Origin of the sequence: Blautia sp. Marseille-P3087 (genome assembly GCF_900120195.1) — a bacterium.
Classification (GTDB): domain Bacteria; phylum Bacillota; class Clostridia; order Lachnospirales; family Lachnospiraceae; genus Blautia_A.
Map to the genome: position 1 here is coordinate 1,125,152 of NZ_LT635539.1, position 18,528 is coordinate 1,143,679.

At 44.3% G+C, this 18,528-nt stretch carries 23 protein-coding genes; 6 read left to right on the top strand and 17 right to left on the bottom strand.

Annotated elements, in window-relative coordinates; all coding sequences use genetic code 11:
* Positions 1-24: 24 nt before the first annotated feature.
* From rplW to BQ7344_RS05525, 10 genes are all read right to left on the bottom strand, one after another.
* A complete protein-coding gene (gene rplW / locus BQ7344_RS05480) occupies positions 25-324 on the bottom strand; it encodes a 50S ribosomal protein L23 (protein ID WP_005424975.1) in 300 nt (99 codons plus the stop codon).
* Positions 324-944 carry a 50S ribosomal protein L4 gene (gene rplD / locus BQ7344_RS05485; RefSeq protein WP_072521751.1) on the bottom strand — a complete coding sequence of 207 codons (621 nt, stop codon included), beginning with the start codon at positions 942-944 and terminating at the stop codon, positions 324-326. The genes rplW and rplD overlap by 1 nt, the downstream gene beginning before the upstream one ends.
* Positions 945-965: 21 nt before the next feature.
* A complete protein-coding gene (gene rplC / locus BQ7344_RS05490) occupies positions 966-1,598 on the bottom strand; it encodes a 50S ribosomal protein L3 (protein WP_072521752.1) in 633 nt (210 codons plus the stop codon).
* A gap of 91 nt (positions 1,599-1,689) precedes the next feature.
* Positions 1,690-2,007 (bottom strand): 30S ribosomal protein S10, encoded by a 318-nt coding sequence (gene rpsJ / locus BQ7344_RS05495; protein ID WP_015542248.1) that lies wholly within the window; start codon positions 2,005-2,007, stop codon positions 1,690-1,692.
* A 355-nt stretch (positions 2,008-2,362) separates the two neighbouring features.
* A complete protein-coding gene (locus BQ7344_RS05500; RefSeq protein WP_072521753.1) occupies positions 2,363-3,439 on the bottom strand; it encodes a hypothetical protein in 1,077 nt (358 codons plus the stop codon).
* A 91-nt stretch (positions 3,440-3,530) separates the two neighbouring features.
* A complete protein-coding gene (locus tag BQ7344_RS05505) occupies positions 3,531-3,785 on the bottom strand; it encodes an HPr family phosphocarrier protein (protein ID WP_072521754.1) in 255 nt (84 codons plus the stop codon).
* Positions 3,782-4,729: a DNA-binding protein WhiA gene (whiA, locus tag BQ7344_RS05510; protein WP_072521755.1), complete on the bottom strand. Its 948-nt coding sequence runs from the start codon at positions 4,727-4,729 to the stop codon at positions 3,782-3,784. The genes BQ7344_RS05505 and whiA overlap by 4 nt, the downstream gene beginning before the upstream one ends.
* Before the next feature lie 24 nt (positions 4,730-4,753).
* Positions 4,754-5,632, bottom strand: coding sequence for an RNase adapter RapZ (gene rapZ / locus BQ7344_RS05515; protein WP_072521756.1), 879 nt, complete (start codon positions 5,630-5,632; stop codon positions 4,754-4,756).
* 3 nt (positions 5,633-5,635) lie between these two features.
* A complete protein-coding gene (murB, locus tag BQ7344_RS05520; RefSeq protein WP_072521757.1) occupies positions 5,636-6,556 on the bottom strand; it encodes a UDP-N-acetylmuramate dehydrogenase in 921 nt (306 codons plus the stop codon).
* On the bottom strand, positions 6,553-7,299 hold the full coding sequence (locus BQ7344_RS05525; protein WP_072521758.1) for a tRNA threonylcarbamoyladenosine dehydratase: 747 nt from the start codon (positions 7,297-7,299) through the stop codon (positions 6,553-6,555). The genes murB and BQ7344_RS05525 overlap by 4 nt, the downstream gene beginning before the upstream one ends.
* Before the next feature lie 191 nt (positions 7,300-7,490).
* Between BQ7344_RS05525 and BQ7344_RS05530 the strand changes: the two genes are divergently transcribed.
* The 6 genes from BQ7344_RS05530 to sstT all read left to right on the top strand — a co-directional run bounded on the left by BQ7344_RS05530 (position 7,491) and on the right by sstT (position 11,910).
* On the top strand, positions 7,491-7,907 hold the full coding sequence (locus BQ7344_RS05530) for a stage V sporulation protein AB (RefSeq protein ID WP_072521759.1): 417 nt from the start codon (positions 7,491-7,493) through the stop codon (positions 7,905-7,907).
* A 104-nt stretch (positions 7,908-8,011) separates the two neighbouring features.
* Entirely contained in the window at positions 8,012-8,494 is a 483-nt protein-coding gene (locus BQ7344_RS05535; protein WP_072523366.1) for a SpoVA/SpoVAEb family sporulation membrane protein, read from the top strand.
* Positions 8,494-9,585 carry a stage V sporulation protein AD gene (locus BQ7344_RS05540; RefSeq protein ID WP_072521760.1) on the top strand — a complete coding sequence of 364 codons (1,092 nt, stop codon included), beginning with the start codon at positions 8,494-8,496 and terminating at the stop codon, positions 9,583-9,585. The genes BQ7344_RS05535 and BQ7344_RS05540 overlap by 1 nt, the downstream gene beginning before the upstream one ends.
* The gene (locus BQ7344_RS05545; RefSeq protein WP_072521761.1) at positions 9,585-9,941 is read left to right on the top strand and encodes a SpoVA/SpoVAEb family sporulation membrane protein; all 357 of its coding nucleotides are present in this window, start codon (positions 9,585-9,587) and stop codon (positions 9,939-9,941) included. The genes BQ7344_RS05540 and BQ7344_RS05545 overlap by 1 nt, the downstream gene beginning before the upstream one ends.
* Before the next feature lie 10 nt (positions 9,942-9,951).
* Positions 9,952-10,569 (top strand): stage V sporulation protein AA, encoded by a 618-nt coding sequence (locus tag BQ7344_RS05550; RefSeq protein WP_072521762.1) that lies wholly within the window; start codon positions 9,952-9,954, stop codon positions 10,567-10,569.
* A 111-nt stretch (positions 10,570-10,680) separates the two neighbouring features.
* Positions 10,681-11,910, top strand: a complete 1,230-nt coding sequence (sstT, locus tag BQ7344_RS05555) for a serine/threonine transporter SstT (protein ID WP_072521763.1) — start codon at positions 10,681-10,683, stop codon at positions 11,908-11,910.
* On the opposite strand, the gene BQ7344_RS05560 is transcribed toward sstT, so the two are convergent.
* From BQ7344_RS05560 to BQ7344_RS05585, 7 genes are all read right to left on the bottom strand, one after another.
* The gene (locus BQ7344_RS05560; protein ID WP_072521764.1) at positions 11,903-12,619 is read right to left on the bottom strand and encodes a SigB/SigF/SigG family RNA polymerase sigma factor; all 717 of its coding nucleotides are present in this window, start codon (positions 12,617-12,619) and stop codon (positions 11,903-11,905) included. The genes sstT and BQ7344_RS05560 overlap by 8 nt on opposite strands.
* Positions 12,620-13,054: an anti-sigma F factor gene (spoIIAB, locus tag BQ7344_RS05565; protein WP_072521765.1), complete on the bottom strand. Its 435-nt coding sequence runs from the start codon at positions 13,052-13,054 to the stop codon at positions 12,620-12,622.
* Positions 13,051-13,377, bottom strand: coding sequence for an anti-sigma factor antagonist (locus BQ7344_RS05570; RefSeq protein ID WP_072521766.1), 327 nt, complete (start codon positions 13,375-13,377; stop codon positions 13,051-13,053). Before BQ7344_RS05570 ends, spoIIAB begins: the two co-directional genes overlap by 4 nt.
* Positions 13,378-13,568: 191 nt before the next feature.
* Complete coding sequence (locus BQ7344_RS05575; protein WP_072521767.1) at positions 13,569-14,885, bottom strand: tetratricopeptide repeat protein; 1,317 nt, start codon at positions 14,883-14,885, stop codon at positions 13,569-13,571.
* Positions 14,886-14,901: 16 nt separating this feature from the next.
* Entirely contained in the window at positions 14,902-15,054 is a 153-nt protein-coding gene (locus BQ7344_RS16285; RefSeq protein ID WP_015542233.1) for a hypothetical protein, read from the bottom strand.
* A gap of 11 nt (positions 15,055-15,065) precedes the next feature.
* On the bottom strand, positions 15,066-16,367 hold the full coding sequence (locus tag BQ7344_RS05580; RefSeq protein ID WP_072521768.1) for a bifunctional folylpolyglutamate synthase/dihydrofolate synthase: 1,302 nt from the start codon (positions 16,365-16,367) through the stop codon (positions 15,066-15,068).
* Positions 16,368-16,490: 123 nt separating this feature from the next.
* Positions 16,491-18,518 carry a sulfatase-like hydrolase/transferase gene (locus BQ7344_RS05585; RefSeq protein WP_072521769.1) on the bottom strand — a complete coding sequence of 676 codons (2,028 nt, stop codon included), beginning with the start codon at positions 18,516-18,518 and terminating at the stop codon, positions 16,491-16,493.
* Positions 18,519-18,528: the final 10 nt, after the last annotated feature.

The window sequence follows — 18,528 nt, forward strand, 5'->3', positions numbered from 1 at the left end:
ATATATCTTACAGAAAGCAGGGAATTATAATCCCTCGAAGATCTCGATATCTTTGCTTTCTTCTGTCAGAGCTACAATCGCTTTTTTAGTTTTAGCTGTTTTACCAACTGTCACACCGCGACGTTTTTTCTTACCATCCATGTTCATGGTGTTAACGCTCTTTACTTTTGTTCCTTCGAACATTTTCTCTACAGCCTCTTTGATCTGAGACTTGTTTGCTTCCGGATGAACCAGGAAAGTGTATTTTTTCTCACCCATGGCGTTCATGGATTTCTCTGTGATTACAGGCTTGAGAATTACATCATAATATTTAATATCTGCCATTATGCGTATACCTCCTCAATGGATGCAACTGCGTCTTTAGTAACCACTACAGTATTGTATTTCATAACATCATATACGTTGATAGTGTTTACAGTTGCAGTCTGTACATCTGCAATGTTTCTTGCAGAAAGAACTACGTTCTGATCATCACCAGCAGTTACGATAAGAGCTTTTTCTGCTTTAAGGTTTGTAAGAACCTTCTGCATTTCTTTTGTCTTAGCTTCTGCAAGTGTAAGGCTGTCTACAACAACCAGTTTATTGTCCTGAACCTTAGAAGTCAGAGCGGATTTCAGAGCTGCTCTTCTTTCTTTTTTGTTCATTTTTACTTCATAATCTCTCGGTACCGGAGCGAATACTACACCGCCACCAGTCCACTGTGGTGCACGGATGGAACCCTGTCTAGCATGACCTGTTCCTTTCTGTCTCCACGGTTTTCTTCCGCCGCCGCTTACTTCAGAACGTGTTTTTGCTTTCTGAGTACCCTGGCGATTATTTGCAAGCTGACGAACAACAGCAAGATGAACAAGATGCTCGTTGATTTCTACACCGAACACTGCATCGTTCAGTTCCATTGTTCCAACTTCATTGCCTTCCATATTATAAACTGTTACGTTTGCCATTCTGATGCTCCTCCTTTCTCATTATAAAGACTTTACTGTCTCTTTGATGGTCACCAGAGATTTCTTAGGTCCTGGAACAGCACCTTTCACTAACAGTAAATTGTTTTCTGTGTCTACGCGAACGATCTCAAGGTTCTGTACTGTAACCTGTACATTTCCCATGTGACCCGGCATGTGTTTTCCCTTGAATACTTTACTCGGATCGGAGCAAGCACCATTGGAACCAGCATGACGATGATATTTGGAGCCGTGAGCCATAGGTCCTCTGGACTGTCCATGTCTCTTGATAGCGCCCTGGAAGCCTTTACCTTTGGAGATTGCAGTTGCATCGATGTGATCGCCGTCTGCAAAGATGTCAGCCTTAATTTCCTGTCCTACAGTGTATTCTGCAGCATTTTCAAATCTGAATTCTTTAACGAATCTCTGTACTGCTACACCAGCTTTGTCAAAGTGACCTTTTTCCGGTTTGTTAACCAGTTTTTCTCTGATCTCGCCGTAGCCAACCTGAACTGCAGCGTATCCGTCGTTTTCCTCTGTCTTAACCTGAGTTACAACGCATGGACCAGCCTGTAAAACGGTTACCGGAATTAACTGGCCATCTTCATTGAAGATCTGAGTCATTCCGACTTTAGTAGCTAAAATAGCTTTCTTCATTTCTTTCTTCCTCCTTATAGCGGATTACCATAAAGGCAATCATATAGTTTTTTGAAACGCCCAAAGGGCATTTAAAACGAGTTTAAAAAAATTATTTGGTTTTCATCTTGATATCAATGTGAACACCTGCCGGCATTTCCAGTCTGGAAAGTGCATCAACTGTTTTCTGGGTTGGTGTCATGATATCGATGAGTCTCTTATGAGTTCTCTGTTCGAACTGTTCTCTGGAATCTTTGTATTTGTGAACAGCTCTTAAGATTGTAACAACTTCCTTCTTAGTAGGAAGCGGAACCGGTCCGCTAACAGTTGCTCCGTTCTTTTTAACAGTCTCGATGATTTTTGCTGCTGATGCATCTACTAACTGATGATCGTAAGCTTTTAAAGTGATTCTCATTACCTGATTTGCCATAAAAAAAGTCTCCTCCTATTCGTACTCAATTATGCAGTACGACAAGCGGCGACTGTACACATCTCCGTGTGTGTCTTTCGACTTCTTTACACACGTCCATCCCGTAGATGGTTTCTGAACTTGTACAGTGACTTGTCGTCAGTTTCCTAACTTGACATTCGCTCCACGGAAAACCCGTCATTTTCTGACGGCAACCTCACGCTTCATAGCTATCATGTCACAGCAAGGATTATTATACACAAGACATATCACTTATGCAAGCCCTTTTTTTATTTTATTTTGTATTTTTATAAATACAATTTAAGCGGTGTAAGATATCGTCTCACACCGCTTTCTTCTATATTATATAGTAGCTTTATTCTTCTTCCTCTTCTGCATTGCCGCCAATAATATCAGAGTAATCAAATAATGTAACCTTTGTAATGGAGTCTCTGACTACATCCGGCGCATCACCTTCTTTTCTGGCTCTGTTGGCAAACTGGGAAGCTGTTCTTCGTGGAATAGCAAGTTTTTTGATTTCAACAGGCTGTTCCTCTTCGATTTCTTCCTCTGGAAATTCTTCTTCTGAAACACTTGGTTCTGCAGGTTCTCCTAATATTTTAGAATAACTTTCAGATACTTCTGTTTCTTCTTCAGCTGTTGCTGCTGCAATTTCCTTTTTAAGAAGCTCATGCGCTTCGCTTGTTGCAACCTGTACATTTCCTACCGGCTGAACAGTTTCTTCTGGTTCGTCATCAAGATCATCTTCATCAATCTCATCTACAAAGCCACCGGTACGGATTTTCTTCTTTTTCTTTTCTTCTTTTTTGGATTTCTTTTTCTTTTCTTTTGTATCCTGCAGAAGTTCTTTATCTTCCTGTTTCATACGTTTCGCACGGGCTTTTTCTTCAGCTTTCAGCTCGCGGGCTGATTTCACATGTCGTGTATCCCCCTGAAGATCTTCATATTCATCATCTTCCGGATCTTTTTTCCAGAGCTCTGCGATAACATATAATATAATAAGAAAGAGAATCACAAGTCCAAGAACGATCAGTCCCTCAACGCTCTCCGTTGCCACCAGCAGATATCCAACTAAAGGGATCGTGATCACAATCTTCGGCACCCAGTTCTTAACGGAAACCGTAATGCTCTCCTGTGCAGAAGTTGTTGTATCAATCACGGTACCTGTATTATTTTCTCTGTTTACGCTTACAAGATTGTATTTGTATGTTTTGCCGTCTTCCTGCACAAGGATTGGAGAACCGGCGGTCACTTCCTCGGTTCTTACCGGAATCGCATACGTTACAGATCCAAGCGGCAGGTTTGTCGCCTTATCTGTCGAATCCATGATCACGGTACGCACTCCAAAGAATGGCGGAAGAGCCATTCCAAGGATACATACGATCGTACATATAACTGCAAAGTGTACAATAAACTTCAAAAATTTTGACATTGGTATCTCCTCGCTTTGGTTCACCTTTATGAAAAGCATTGCACAGGAATTGGTCTCCTTCCGGCAATGCTCTTTATCTGTGATTCGATAATTACTGATTACTTAAATAATTTTCGATGCTTTCCATTGCCGCTTCTTCATCTTCCCCATTTGCAGAAAGCATAATTTCTTCTCCGGCATCCAGTCCTAAAGTCATCATCCCCATAATGCTCTTAGCGTTGACCTTTTTTCTGCCAATCTCAACATAAATCTCACTGTTGAACTGACTCGCTACCTGTACAAGCTGAGCAACCGGACGAGCTTCCAGTCCTGTCGATAAATGAATTGTGATCGGTTTTTTAATCATAATACTTCCTCCTCGTTTGTCCGCAGTTCTTCCGCTATCTCACTGAGTTTGCGAAGCCGGTGATTCACGCCTGACTTTCCGACCTGTGGACTTAACATCATTCCTAATTCTTTTAGTGTAGCTTCCGGATACTGTAATCTCAGCTCTGCAATTTCCGTAAGGCCTTCATTTAAATTATGAAGCCCTGTTTTTTCTTTGATCAGTCTGATATCTTCGATCTGTTTGACTGCCGCACTAACTGTTTTATTGATATTTGCTGTTTCACAGTTTACTTTCCGGTTGACAGAATTACGCATTTCCTTAAGAATACGAATATTCTCAAGATTCATTAATGCAACATTTGCTTCCATGATTGCCAGCATATCCACGATCTGTGCGCCTTCCTTCACATAGACCACATATGACTTCTTGCGCAGCACGATCTTTGCATCAATCTGAAATGTATGGATGATATCCCGTAAGTTCTCTGCCTTAACTTCATCCTGACATACAATTTCAAAATGATAGCCTTTCTCTGGGTCACTGATCGAACCGGATGCCAGAAAGGCACCCCGTACGAATGCACGTTTACAGCAATTCTGCTGCGTGATCAGTCCATTCTCCAGAAACAAAGTTCCCCTGTCAGCCTCATTCACCGAAAGTTTCGTCCCCTGAAGTACATTCTGTACCTGTAAAAGATCTGTAATCTCTACATGATATACATTTCCTTTTTTGAGCATACTGCTCTCGCGAATGGCTATTTCTGTATCTATATTAAATGTTTTTTGCAATAAAGTAAAGTACTTTCTCACCACGGCATTATTTTCTGTCTGAAATCGCAGACTTCCATCTTTCGTAATGCGGCCGCACGCACTGAGAAGTGCTGCTGTTTCCGCAATCCGGCAATGTCTCGCCGTACTTGTCTGTCTGGAAAGTTCTTCTTTCACCATCCCTGAAAAAGACAATTTCCATTCTCCTTTTGCGCTGCTTTATTTTTTCAGCAGAGCATCCTTTCCTATATCACGATGCTCCAGCCTGATTCCGTATTCTCTTGTTTCGATCAGCTTGTCATACAAAACCCGCGCCAGTGTTACAGAACGGTGTTTGCCCCCCGTACATCCGATTGCGATGACAAGACTTGTCTTGCCTTCTTTTGCATAATTCGGAATCAGGAATTTTATCATATCGTCAAGCTTTGCTGCAAACTGCCTTGCAATTTCATTATCCATTACATAATTGAACACGCCTTCATCCTGTCCCGTCAGCGGCCGAAGTTCGTCCACATAATATGGATTCGGCAGAAAGCGTACATCGAAGACAAGATCCGCATCTTCCGGTATGCCGTATTTAAATCCAAAGGACAAAACTGAGATCATCATATTGCTGAACTTACCATTCTCTACAAAAATATTGTTCAGCTCTTTTTTGAGCTCCCTTGTCAGAAGATGTGTTGTATCAATAATATAATCTGCTCTTTTTCTTAAGAATTCTGTTTTCTGGCGTTCCAGCCTTATACCGTCATCCACTCTTCCGGTAAGTGCAAGTGGATGGCTGCGTCTGGACTCTTTATAACGCTTCACAAGAACTTTGTCTTCTGCATCCAGAAAAAGGATTTCGAAAGTATTTCCTTCTGCTTTAAGTTTATCAAGCACCACTTCAAGTTCTTCCAGTGCCTTGCCGCTTCGTGCGTCAATTCCAATGGCTGCATTCTGCACATCTTCTTCCTGCGAACCGCTCATCAGCGAAACGAATTTCCCAACCAGTGCGATTGGAAGATTATCCACGCAGAAATAACGGGCATCTTCCAACATTTTCAGCGCCGTTGATTTACCTGCTCCGGAAAGTCCGGTCACTATTACAAGTCGCATATCTTATCTCCCGTCAAATTCGCCTAGAAATTTTACCTCCGGTTCAAGTTTTACGCCAAATTTCTCGTATACTATATCCGTCACATTTTTCATAAGCGTCACCACATCTTCCGCGGTTGCACCTCCGGCATTGATCACGAAACCGCAGTGCTTTTCAGACACCTGCGCACCGCCGACACGATAGCCGCGAAGATCACTGTCCATGATCAGTTTTCCGGCAAAGTAACCTTCCGGACGCTTAAATGTACTTCCTGCACTCGGATACTCTAGCGGCTGTTTCTTAATTCGCTGCGCGCTTAACTTTCTGCCAAGTGCGGTAATTTCTTCAATATTTCCTTCCTTAAGTGAAATTACTGCTTCCAGTACAATATACCCGGCAGTCTTTATGATACTGGTCCGATATCCAAGTTCCAGCTTATCTGCCGGTATCGTAAGAATCTCACCATCCTGATTCATCACAGTAACTTCTTTAAGGACATCTTTCATTTCACCACCATAGGCACCGGCGTTCATGGTCACAGCTCCGCCAAGCGTTCCCGGAATTCCTCCCGCAAACTCAAAACCGGTCAGAGATGACTTCCTTGCAGTTGCAGCAATTGTAGAAAGAAGTGAACCTGCCGCCGCCCGTATCTCTGTACCCTTCACTGTGATTTCTCCCAGATTACGGTCAAGCTGAATGATCACGCCACGATAGCCATGATCACTGACCAGCAGGTTGCTGCCGTTTCCAAGAATAAAATACGGGAGCTCTGCCTGACGGCACTGCCTGATCACCCATGCGATCTGCTCATAGGATTCCGGCATCACAAACACTTCTGCCGGTCCGCCGATCCGAAATGTCGTGTGATCACACATCGGTTCTTCAAAGCGAACACACTCGTCTCCGAGCTGTTGACAAAATCTCTGTTTTATTTTTTCATTCACAAATTGTGTCCTCTATCTTTCTTTTTTATTTTTTCCGTAAGAAGATCTTTCACCACTTCACTGGCAATCAACATGCCCGCCACACCCGGAATAAAAGAAATACTTCCCGGCTGTATATGCTCATGGTTTTCTTTCTGCCTTCCGATGCGCCGCTCCCTGTATGCCTTTTCTCTGGAACACAGCACCTTAACCTTACGGATATTTTTTTTGCGAAGTTCTGCACGAATAGCTTTTGCCAGAGGATCGTTACTGACTCTGGAAATATCTGCTATCTCAAGTCGTGCAGGGTTGATTTTATTATCTGTTGCAAGACAGGAGATCACCGGGACTTGGCAGTTTCCCGCCCGCTCTATCAAGAGCACTTTGGATGCCGATACATCCATGGCATCCACAATATAGTCAAAGGACTGCAGGTCAAACATTCCTGCAGTTTCTTCATTATAATATGTTTCATATGTGTGAACAAGAATATTCTCATCAATATCCCTGATATGTTCCTTGGCTGTCTGGACTTTCTTGCGTCCTACGGTAGACTGTCCCGCATATAGCTGTCTGTTGATATCAGACTGTACGATATCTTTATGGTCTACCAGTGTAAGGCTGCCTACTCCACAGCGTGCCAGAGCTTCCACTACATAAGAACCCGCACCGCCAATTCCAAAAACTGCAATTTTTGCGCTGCCAAGGCGGTTCACAGCTCTGGTTCCCATCAGAATCTCCATGCGAGAAAATGCATCATACATGTGCAAACCTCCCTATGACTTTCATATTATTTAAACTTTCTCTATCCCCACTCCGTTTAATTATACTATTCACGCAATCGAATGTACAGTTTTTCATATTTTTTTTAGAATTTGCGTATGATTTTCTGCAATTTCCATATAATATCCATCAATTCCCTCTGAAATAACATCTTGCCGAAAGGGGTGCGGTTATGTGGCAGCAGATTTTTCTGATTTTCGCGGGCTTAAGTTCCGGTATCATCATTGCCGGTGGTGTCGTCGGTCTGATGATCGGTCTTTCTATCGTTCCACGCTACGCCGGAATCACGCACACCGCGGATCACATGCTGTTATACGAAGACCTGACCTTCCTCGGAGTTGCGCTCGGAAATCTTTTCTGTCTGTTTAAGCCTTCCCTTCCACTGGGGAATCTTTTTCTTATCTTATATGGTGTCTTTTCCGGTATTTTCCTGGGAAGCTGGATTCTTGCCCTTGCGGAAGTTGCCGATGTCTTCCCCGTTTTCTGCCGGAGGATTCACCTCACCCGCGGGCTTCCCGTCATTATCATTGCCATTGCCGCCGGAAAATTTACAGGATGCTTCCTTTTTTACTTTCTCAGATGGCAATAAGCCTTCTCATTATATGCATAAAACACAAAAAAGTCAAAAGAAATCCTGTCTTTTCTCAAATATTTTCATATATCCCAAAAATTTATCAGGAAAGGAATGATTTTATGAAACAACATGCAAACGGAAACAAAACCTATAAAGAAAATCAAAAAAATTACGTAAAATATGTAAACAGCATCACTCCCACACACAGTCTGCCTCTCAACATGATAAAAGCATTTCTGACCGGAGGACTGATCTGTGCGTTCGGGCAGCTTATTCTCAATACCGCCATGACAATCGGCGCAGACCGCGAAACCGCCGGCAACTGGTGCTCTTTACTCCTGATCCTGATCAGTGTCATCTTAACAGGATTAAATCTTTATTCCAAAATCGGCAAATTTGGGGGTGCCGGAGGACTTGTTCCCATTACCGGTTTCGCCAACTCTGTTGCTGCTTCCGCAATCGAATACCGTGCAGAAGGACAGGTCTTCGGCATCGGCTGTAAAATCTTTACGATTGCCGGTCCTGTCATTCTATATGGAATCTTAAGTTCCTGGATCCTCGGAGTCATCTATTTTATTTTTCAACTTGTGGAGGTGATGTAATGTCTGTCGGAAAGCAAACAGGAAAAGCAAGTATTTCTTTTACCGATCCGGTCTATATTCAGAGTACAGCCTCTGTCGTCGGGCCAAAAGAAGGAGACGGTCCGCTAAAAGAATATTTTGATATGATCTGTGAAGATTCCATGTTCGGCGAAAAGACATGGGAAAGCGCAGAAAGCACCATGCAAAAAGAAGCCGCCACACTCGCAATCGGGAAAGCCGGGCTTACACCCCACGATATACGCATGGTATTTGCAGGTGATCTTCTCGCCCAGACAATTGCCTCCTCTTTCGGCATTGCAGAAATGGGCATCCCATTCTACGGGCTGTACGGTGCCTGTTCAACCATGGGTGAATCCTTATCCCTCGGTGCGATTGCTGTATCTGCCGGATACGGAGCGCATATCCTGTGCGCTACTTCCAGCCACTTCGCAACTGCCGAAAAAGAATTCCGTTTTCCTCTCGGTTACGGTTCCCAGCGTCCGCTTTCTGCCACCTGGACCGTGACCGGAAGCGGTGCCTGTGTCATCGGCGCAAAAGTCCCCTCTGCCAGTTCTTTCCCCGGAGCATCACCTCTTGTTCATGCAAACGGCTGTGCCGCTATCACCGGCATCACAACCGGAAAGGTGATTGATTTCGGTTTTCGCGATTCGCTCAACATGGGAGGCTGCATGGCGCCTGCGGCATGTGATACCATTTTTCGAAATCTCGAAGATTTTTCACGTTCCCCTGAAGACTACGATGCTATCATCACCGGTGACCTCGGCATGATCGGTCAGCACATTCTTCTTGATCTCCTTGCCGAAAAGGGAACAGATATCTCATCCGTACATCAGGACTGTGGCCTTCTGATCTATGACAATCAGGTACAGGATACTCATTCCGGAGGAAGCGGCTGTGGATGTGCAGCATCTGTTCTCACCGCATGGCTTCTGCCACGTATCGCCAGCGGAGAACTGAAACGGGTTTTATTTGTCCCGACCGGTGCCATGCTCTCAAAAGTAAGTTTTAATGAGGGTGCCCCTGTCTCCGGCATTGCGCACGGAATTATCCTCGAACACATTCCCACTCCATGCAAAGGAGGTAAAAGCTGATGGACTATTTTAATGCATTCTGGACCGGTGGTCTCATCTGTGCCCTTGTTCAGATTCTTCTGGATAAAACAAAACTGCTGCCCGGCCGCGTCATGGTTCTTCTCGTATGCAGTGGTGCCCTTTTAAGTTTTCTCGGGTTCTATCAGCCATTTGCAGATTTTGCCGGCGCCGGCGCCACGGTTCCGCTGCTCGGATTCGGACATACTTTATGGAAAGGTATGGCAAAAGCAATCTCCGAAGATGGATTTCTCGGACTGTTCACCGGTGGTTTTACTGCCTGCGCCCTCGGTGTCTCCGCAGCCCTGATCTTTTCATATTTATCCAGTATGATTTTCCGCCCACAGATGAAAGAATGAGGTGAATTTCATGAGTGATACCCTGTATATACAAACAGACATGAATATTCTTATAAAACATCCTCATGTCTATCTGCAGGACATTGCAAGACTTTCCTGCAGCAATTCCAAAGTCCTCAACCGCCTCCGGGTACTTCCCGTTGCCAACTTAAATCCGGATACTCCCGGGCGCTATACAATGTCTGTGATGGATCTTGTCGATCTGATTCAGAAAAAAGAACCGGATCTTGATATCACTCCTCTTGGAGAACTATCTTTTATCCTAACCTACCAGCCACCGGGAAAACCTCAGATGATTTTTGAAATCCTGAAAGTGGTTTTTATATCACTTGCATCCTTCTTCGGTGCTGCTTTTTCAATCATGACATTCAACACCGATGCCGATGTCGGAACACTTTTTAAGCAGATCTATCAGCAGGTAACCGGAAATGTCTCCAACGGATTTACAATACTGGAAATTTCCTATTCCATTGGGCTTGCTGCCGGTGTTCTTTTCTTCTTTAATCACTTCGGGAGAAAGAAGTTTTCTGCTGATCCCACGCCGATGCAGGTGCAGATGCGGCAGTATGAAGACAATGTAAATACCACACTCCTTGAAGAAAGCAGCAGGAAGGCATCTTCTTCCTGACCGGCATTTTGTAATTCCTTTGTATGATTCAAAATAATTTTGTTGCCTTCTCGCTTTTTTTCGTTTATAATGTACCATATTATCATTTTACAACGTTAAAGGAGCGAAAATATGAAAAAGTTATGGAACAAATGGACCGAAATTGCTCTGGTCAAAAGAATCCTTGTCGGACTTGTACTCGGAGCGATCCTTGGTCTCACAATCCCGGGAGCTACCGGTATCTCCATCCTCGGAGATGTCTTTGTAAGCGCTTTGAAAGCAATTGCACCTCTGCTGGTATTCTTTCTGGTTATCAGTTCTCTGTGTAACGCAGGAAACTCCCACGGCGGTGTTATCAAGACAGTTATCATACTTTACATGTTCAGCACCGTACTTGCCGCTGTCATCGCTGTATTTGCCAGCATGGCAATCCCGGTAAAACTTACACTGGCCACTGCCGCAGCTACAGACACAGCCGCACCACAGGGCATCGCTGAAGTGTTAAACAACCTTCTTTTAAATGTGGTTGCCAACCCGGTATCTTCCCTTGTAAATGCCAACTACGTCGGCATCCTTACGTGGGCGATTCTTCTCGGACTTGCATTCCGTGCAGCAAATGACATGACCAAAAATGTACTGAATGATATCGCAAACGGAACATCTACTGTTGTTTCCTGGATCATCAACATGGCTCCGTTCGGTATCTTCGGTCTTGTATTCAACACTGTATCCACAAACGGTCTGGAGATCTTCACTACTTACGGAAAATTGCTTGCTTTGCTGGTAGGATGTATGCTCTTTATCTACTTTGTGACTAACCCGCTTCTGGTTTACTGGTGTATCCGCCAGAATCCATACCCGCTGATCGTCCACTGTCTGAAGAGAAGTGCGCTGACCGCATTCTTCACCAGAAGTTCTGCTGCCAACATTCCTGTCAATATGAAGGTCTGTGAAGAGATGGGACTTGACCGTGATACTTATTCTGTAACGATTCCGCTTGGTGCTACAATCAACATGGATGGTGCAGCAATCACGATCACCGTCATGACCATGGCAACAGCCTTTACACTTGGTATCCACGTAGATATCCCGACCGCAATCATCTTAAGCCTTCTTGCAGCACTGTCTGCATGTGGTGCATCCGGTGTTGCCGGCGGATCTCTGCTTCTGATCCCGATGGCATGCTCCCTGTTTGGTATTTCTGATGACATTTCCATGCAGGTCGTTGCAGTAGGATTCATCATCGGTGTTATTCAGGACTCTGTAGAAACAGCCCTGAACTCTTCTTCTGACCTTCTTCTGTCAGCATCTGCTGAATTCAGACAGTGGCGTCTGGAAGGAAAAGAGATCAAATTCAAATAATCGTACGCAGACGGTTCAGAATTTTCTTCTCCATCCGCGAGATCTGAACCTGTGATACGCCGAATTCATCTGCTGTTTCCATCTGAGTCATCTCCCGGAAATAGCGCATGTAAAGAAGCTTTCTTTCCTCCGCGTTCAGACTTTTGAGAAGCTCTTCAAGAAAGATCTTGTTCAGAAGTCTGTCGTGGAGGTTTTCTTTTTCCGGGATCTTATCCAGAAGTCTCAGTTCATTTCCCTCCCCCTGATAAATAATCTGATAAATAGATTCCACATCATTTGCCGCATCCATTGTCATTGCCAGTTCTTCCGGCAGCATCTGCACACTCTCTGCCAGTTCCTTAAGCGTTGGTTCCCTCCCCAGTGTTTTTTCCAGCTCTTCTCTTTTTCGCCCGATGCGATACTGATTCTCTTTAATAGATCTGCTGACCTTCAGGATCCCGTCATCCCGCAGGAAACGTTTGATCTCTCCGATGATCATTGGCACGGCATATGTGGAAAATTTCACATCATAAGATGTATCAAATTTGTCCACTGCTTTCAGGAGTCCTATACTTCCAATCTGAAAGAGATCTTCCATATCCACACCACGTCCCACAAAGCGCTTGGCTGCACAGTAGATCAGTCCGGTATTTTCATGAAACAGGCGGTCTCTCGCCTCTTTATCCCCCTGGTGCGCACGCCTGATCAGGGCAAGAGTGTCCTCCGACATTTATCCCTGCCTGCCAATGGTCTTCTTCATATGAACAGTAGTCCCCTTGCCTGGCTGTGATTCTACACGTATCTCATCCATAAATGCCTCCATAAAGGTAAATCCCATCCCTGAACGCTCATGATCCGGCTTCGAGGTATACATCGGTTCCATTGCCTTCTCAATGTCCGCGATTCCGATTCCATAATCTGTAATATGCACATACAGTTCATTTCCATGATATTGTAATTTCATTTCGATCTTATTGATTTTGCCTTCATATCCATGAATGATACAGTTGGTCACAGCCTCCGAGACTGCAGTCTTCAGATCTGCCACTTCTTCCAGCGTCGGATTAAGCTGCGTACAGAAAGAAGCCGCGGTCACTCTTGCCAGTCCTTCATTTGCCGGAATGCTGTCAAATACCAGAATCATTTCGTTTGTATTTTCCTTCATGCTTCTTCCTCCTCTGCTGTCTGAATTTCTATATAGCGATGCAATCCGGACAAATGTAAAAGCCGGTCTATGTGGCGGCTTACACCAGCTGCCCGTATGCTCTCTTTGCGCATTCCCATTGCCCGGTATCGTCCCATCAAAAGCCCCACCCCGGAACTGTCCATAAATTCCGTATGTGTAAAATCAAAAATAATTGTGCGTATATAATTCTGATTTATAATATGATCCGTCTCCCGGCGTACGAGGTCCGTTACCGGATGATCCACATCCTGCGGAAGAACCACAGTAAGTACTGTCCCCTCAAGTTTATACATTTCCTGCATTTTCTCTCCCCCTAACCTGTTTTAAAAAAGAATCCACAGACACACCACTGGCATCTCCCCACTATCGCATCCTCGCGGAGCGTTTTTATGTAATAGGAACATTACGGAGTAATTTCCTATTACATAAATACAAAAAGGAGACATGCCATATGGCACATCCCCTTATCTGAGGTTCTTCTTATTGTCAAATTTTATTCGTAATATTCGTCTCCGTAATCTCCGCTGTCATCACTGTAGTCGCTTCTGTCGTCCGAGCTGTAATCACTTCCGTCATCATAACTTGTATTATCATAACTTCCGTCATCACTACTTCCATCCCCGCTGTCAGAAGATGTCTGTGCCGGTTCTGTGTCACCAACACCGGCCACACCGGTTGCATTCTTGATTGTTGTATAAATCGACTTCTGAGCATCTGTAAGGACATCTACATGTACCTTCTGTATCTCTACAGCTGCATCATCGATATCCTGCTGCTGATAATAGCTGAGTGCCATCAGAAGTGCCTGATAGCTCTCGCTCTTTGCCTGCTCAGTTGTCAGCTCCTGTGTCACTGATTCTACCGTATCGCCGGATTCCTTCGCTTCGCCCTGTGCTTTATTGAGCTCTGCGCCCTGACTTGCAAGAGATTCACTGTACTGCACGATCTGCTGATTAGCCTCCTGATAGATTCCCTGACGTATCGCCGGAACCGCAAGGAGCCAGAATGCCGCGGCACCTGCAAGAATCCCTGTAACCAGTATAAAAAACGCTGAAATACGTGAATGTTCTTTGTATATCGTCTGTGGAGCCATACGATCCACATTTAAAAGATCTGTATCTTCATCTGCCTTTATCTTGCCGGAACGGAATAAACCTTTTTTATTTTTCTTCTCGAGTTTTGTGGTCACTCCGGTCTGCTCGTCTACTTCACGTAAGAATCGAAGTGTTGTTGTATTTGTCTTATCGATTCTGGCAGCTTTTTTGAGGATTCTTCGCGCGCGGTTCCATTCTTCGTTTTTGATCTGGATAAGTGCCAGAAGATGATATCCCTTGATCAGCTTTGAGTTCTGTGCAAGGATCTTACGCAGCTGGATCGCAGCCATATCCTCATGCCCTTCCCTGCACAGAAGCAGTGCATGATTGTATTTCTTGATCGTTTCATTGATCGCTGCAAGCTTATTCGGGTTTGCCTGCAGTTTATTAATATACTCGGATGCCTGATTTCTTGTCGGCTGAAGGTTTTTGCTGATCACCCATTCGCTGAGCGCAGAAACTACCTCTCCCGTCTCAAAATAAACCAGTCCCAGAAGATTACGCGCCTGGATATTTCGTTTGTCATACATAAGGCTCTGTTTCAGACAGGCGATCGCACCGGAAAGGTCACGAATACTTGCCTTTTCCAGCCCCTGATTATAGAAAACTTTGGACAGGTAATCTACTTTTTTCTGAATCAGTACATTATATCCACAGTTCGGGCAGTAATCGAGATCCCGGTCTGTGAGAAATGCACCGCAGTTCATACAGTTCATGTAGTTCTCCTTATATTTACTTTATCCGTCGGTTACTCTTGGCTTCTCTTAAGACTTCCTGAAGTACATCCAGAATATCTGTCAGCTCTCTGTCATAAATCGCACCTTCAGCGTCTGTAACATCCAGACATGGTTCAAATTTTTTCAGTTCTTCTTCGTAATCGATCATATCGTTCTCCTTTATTTTCCGATTCCCTTCAGGATAGCCGTCTTGATCTCGCCTACCAGATAAAGAGAACCAACACAGAACAGCATTCCATCCTCGCCCTTCTGCTCAAGTGCCTTCTTAAATGCCATCTCCACATTTTCACACGCTTCTGCGCTCGGACATCCCTGCTCTTTAAATATCTCTGCAAGGTGTTCTGCCGGAACCTTACGGTATCCGCCCACCTGCGTTACGATCACATGACGGAAACTGATCTTGTCAAGAATCGTCCGGATCATATCTGTATAATCCTTATCATCCACTGCTGAAAAAAGAAGTGTCAGCGGGTAGTCTTTCTGAAAATAAGCGGCAGTTTCAACAAATTTTTCGACACCGTCCTCATTGTGTGCTCCGTCCACGATCACACCCGGAAGAACAGTTTCCATCCGTCCCTGCCAGCGTGTCTCACGGATGCCACGGCGTACCGCATCTTCAGATGCAGCAATATGATTCTTCATAACCTCGATTGTTTTCAGCGCAAGCATACTGTTCATAACCTGATACTTTGCTATAAACGGTATGGAAAATGCTGTATTTCCATAATACTCATTCTTAAACAAAAAATCAATGCCCGACATTGTGTTTCGGAGGATCTTCGCATCCTCTCTCTTCACTTCATAGCACGGACTGCCAAGTTCCTCTGCTCTCTCACTGATGACTTGTGCTGCCTCCGGATCGTTGCCGTCATAGATTACCGGTACTCCCGGCACAATGATGCCAGCCTTTTCGCCTGCAATCGCAGTAATCGTGTTTCCCAGATACTGCATATGGTCAAAACTGATCGATGTGATCACACATGCCAGCGGATGTTCTACCGCAGTCGTTGCGTCCAGTTTTCCACCGAGTCCTGTCTCAAGGACCACGTAATCCACACCTGCGTCGGCAAATATCACCATTCCCATCAGAAACAGGAATTCAAAATACGTCGGATGATAACTGCCCTCTGCAACAAGTTCATCTGCGAGCTTTTTTACTTTTTCAAAGGCATGCAGAAAAGTATCATCTTCAATATTTTTTTCATTGATCTGAAATCGCTCATTGATCGTAACAAGATGCGGAGAAGTAAATAACCCGCAGGAATATCCTGCCTCACGAAGGATTGATGTCAGAAACGCACAGGTACTGCCTTTTCCGTTTGTTCCGGCTACGTGAATAACATTAAAACGCTCCTCGGGACTGCCGAGACGTCTCAGGCATTCTTTTGTATGCTCCAGTTTGTTTTTGGTTGTAAATTTCGGAGTTTCTTCAATATAAGCAACAGCTTCTTCGTAATTCATAAAAAAATTCACCACTTTATCTAATGTATTCGCAGCGTTCCGGTCTAAAAAAATCAGAACGCTACGATATCATTATATATGAGTGGTGAAAGATGTCCAGTACTAATCGTAATCTTTTATTCGTCAGGATTCATTTTCTTCCGTCAGAAGTTTCCATTTATTTTCAGAATACAGCATATATGCCGATCGATCGTAGCTCTTGCTCAGTGCTTTTTTCGTCGAGCTGTTGCTTCGCTGTGAAACGGAAACTCTGTCAAAATCGTTTAATTCCGTTCCTGAGATCATCAGCGTCGTAGGATTAACATATACGGTATCTACCCATTCTCCATTCAGTTTTACCTGACTGGACGGCGTGAAATTCGTACCCTTCAGCCGATAAGTGAAGTCCGTGTCCGAAACAAGTTCCATGGAATCCAGCGATACATCATAAAGGCCCATATGCATTTTGGTCCGCTCGAAAGTCTCTCCGTTTTCTTTATAAGAATAACGATCTCCATACAGCAGATCATACTGCAGTGTTTCCAGATCCACCTGATAGTTTCTGGTGTTTCTTCTGGCCTGATGATAACGGAAGATTGTTCCTTCATGGATTCCGGCACGGTCCATTACCTCAGCCGCCATCTGATAAGCTGCCAGATTGACGTCTTTCTTTTCCATGCCAAAATTGTCCCACATAACATACTGTGTCTGGAACAGGTATTTATTTTTCAGGTCTTCAACTGTCAGTCCCATAGTCGGAAGGTGGTCACCGTACATAACAAGGATCACGTCTTCCGGATAATCTGCAAGTGCATCTGTCAGTTCTTTTACAAAATTATCCATCTCATGGATTTCGTTACAGTAATATTCCCACTGATTATTCTGTGCTTCGGTAGCTGAACCGGTAACGGTGATCTCCGGATCATCGATCAACTGTTCTTCTGGATAAGCACCATGTCCCTGCGTGGAAATCGTATAAATATAATCCAATCCCTCCGTAGAATCCAGGCACTTGATGATCTCATCTGTGAGGACTTCATCCTTTGTCCAGCCAAGCGGGTTCTTATCGTCTTCCTCCGGCATATATTCTGCCGAAGTAAAAGTATCAAATCCAAGATTTGGGAAAATACTCCTTCTTCCATAGAAATTGGCTTCATTGTTATGTACCGCATGTGTGGTATAACCCAGGTTTTTCAGTACATAAGGTGCACTTTCGCAAGTCGTTTCTTTCAGAATACTCTTATACGGATACTCACCCGGTCCGAAATAATGCAGACTCATACCGGTGATTGATTCAAACTCAGTATTTGCAGTACCGGCACCTACGGACGGAACTTTATAATAACCGGAGGTATACTCCTTCATGAGTTTCCGGAAATTCGGAATCGGATCTTCCGAAACCTTCAGATAATTGACCAGTGTCGGATCAAAGAAAGATTCCAGCTGCAGGAAAATGATGTTCGGCTTACTGCTCTCGCTTGTCGCCGGAAGATTGTCTTCCGTCTTCTCAATTCTCTGGATTTCCTTTTCGGAATAATCCCTCGGACAGCTGATTCCTGTATCAAAGATCGTAACTGCCAGACAATATGGATATCCGTAATCCTCATAGGCAAATGCAATATTACCAAAGTAATTGGAAAGTACTCTCTTATCCAGAGCAAGCTGTGTAATTCCTGCAAATGCCGCCACAGCGACAACTACCATTAAAAGATCATAGCGAAATTTCACTCTGCGTTTATACTTCGGACCCCTGACAAGAAGCGCCAGAAGAATAATGACAAACAGCCCCAGCACGATCAATGCAATTATCACGCCCCATGCAGGCAGATACTTGTTTAAGATTGCCATACCATCTGTCAGAAGATGCAGATCGGGACCGGTAAACGGTGTAACCCTGTTTGCAAGGATTATGCCGTTTATGATTCCGAGAAGCAGCCAGAATATTGCGATCAGCACTCGCCAGAATGTCCTCCGGCGGAACAGATACGCGATCAGGCTGGTGACAAAGATCAGTCCCGCATTATATGCAAATACCAGCGGTTTTCCTGTCATATAATTCCATGCCTCTATGAAAGAATGGCGGCTGATCGCTTCGATCAGGAAGTAACCGGCGGCACTGCCAAGTACATGAAGCAGCAAAGAAATCTTATTGCACACTTTATACAATCTCATCCAAATGCTC

Excerpts from the sequence above, each read along its gene's own strand:
- rplW (WP_005424975.1), bottom strand. The coding sequence starts at position 324 with ATGGCAGATATTAAATATTATGATGTAATTCTCAAGCCTGTAATCACA.
- rplD (WP_072521751.1), bottom strand. The coding sequence starts at position 944 with ATGGCAAACGTAACAGTTTATAATATGGAAGGCAATGAAGTTGGAACA.
- rplC (WP_072521752.1), bottom strand. The coding sequence starts at position 1,598 with ATGAAGAAAGCTATTTTAGCTACTAAAGTCGGAATGACTCAGATCTTC.
- rpsJ (WP_015542248.1), bottom strand. The coding sequence starts at position 2,007 with ATGGCAAATCAGGTAATGAGAATCACTTTAAAAGCTTACGATCATCAG.
- BQ7344_RS05500 (WP_072521753.1), bottom strand. The coding sequence starts at position 3,439 with ATGTCAAAATTTTTGAAGTTTATTGTACACTTTGCAGTTATATGTACG.
- BQ7344_RS05505 (WP_072521754.1), bottom strand. The coding sequence starts at position 3,785 with ATGATTAAAAAACCGATCACAATTCATTTATCGACAGGACTGGAAGCT.
- rapZ (WP_072521756.1), bottom strand. The coding sequence starts at position 5,632 with ATGCGACTTGTAATAGTGACCGGACTTTCCGGAGCAGGTAAATCAACG.
- BQ7344_RS05525 (WP_072521758.1), bottom strand. The coding sequence starts at position 7,299 with ATGTATGATGCATTTTCTCGCATGGAGATTCTGATGGGAACCAGAGCT.
- BQ7344_RS05530 (WP_072521759.1), top strand. The coding sequence starts at position 7,491 with ATGTGGCAGCAGATTTTTCTGATTTTCGCGGGCTTAAGTTCCGGTATC.
- BQ7344_RS05535 (WP_072523366.1), top strand. The coding sequence starts at position 8,012 with ATGAAACAACATGCAAACGGAAACAAAACCTATAAAGAAAATCAAAAA.
- BQ7344_RS05540 (WP_072521760.1), top strand. The coding sequence starts at position 8,494 with ATGTCTGTCGGAAAGCAAACAGGAAAAGCAAGTATTTCTTTTACCGAT.
- BQ7344_RS05545 (WP_072521761.1), top strand. The coding sequence starts at position 9,585 with ATGGACTATTTTAATGCATTCTGGACCGGTGGTCTCATCTGTGCCCTT.
- BQ7344_RS05550 (WP_072521762.1), top strand. The coding sequence starts at position 9,952 with ATGAGTGATACCCTGTATATACAAACAGACATGAATATTCTTATAAAA.
- sstT (WP_072521763.1), top strand. The coding sequence starts at position 10,681 with ATGAAAAAGTTATGGAACAAATGGACCGAAATTGCTCTGGTCAAAAGA.
- BQ7344_RS05560 (WP_072521764.1), bottom strand. The coding sequence starts at position 12,619 with ATGTCGGAGGACACTCTTGCCCTGATCAGGCGTGCGCACCAGGGGGAT.
- spoIIAB (WP_072521765.1), bottom strand. The coding sequence starts at position 13,054 with ATGAAGGAAAATACAAACGAAATGATTCTGGTATTTGACAGCATTCCG.
- BQ7344_RS05570 (WP_072521766.1), bottom strand. The coding sequence starts at position 13,377 with ATGCAGGAAATGTATAAACTTGAGGGGACAGTACTTACTGTGGTTCTT.
- BQ7344_RS05575 (WP_072521767.1), bottom strand. The coding sequence starts at position 14,885 with ATGAACTGTATGAACTGCGGTGCATTTCTCACAGACCGGGATCTCGAT.
- BQ7344_RS16285 (WP_015542233.1), bottom strand. The coding sequence starts at position 15,054 with ATGATCGATTACGAAGAAGAACTGAAAAAATTTGAACCATGTCTGGAT.
- BQ7344_RS05580 (WP_072521768.1), bottom strand. The coding sequence starts at position 16,367 with ATGAATTACGAAGAAGCTGTTGCTTATATTGAAGAAACTCCGAAATTT.
- BQ7344_RS05585 (WP_072521769.1), bottom strand. The coding sequence starts at position 18,518 with ATGAGATTGTATAAAGTGTGCAATAAGATTTCTTTGCTGCTTCATGTA.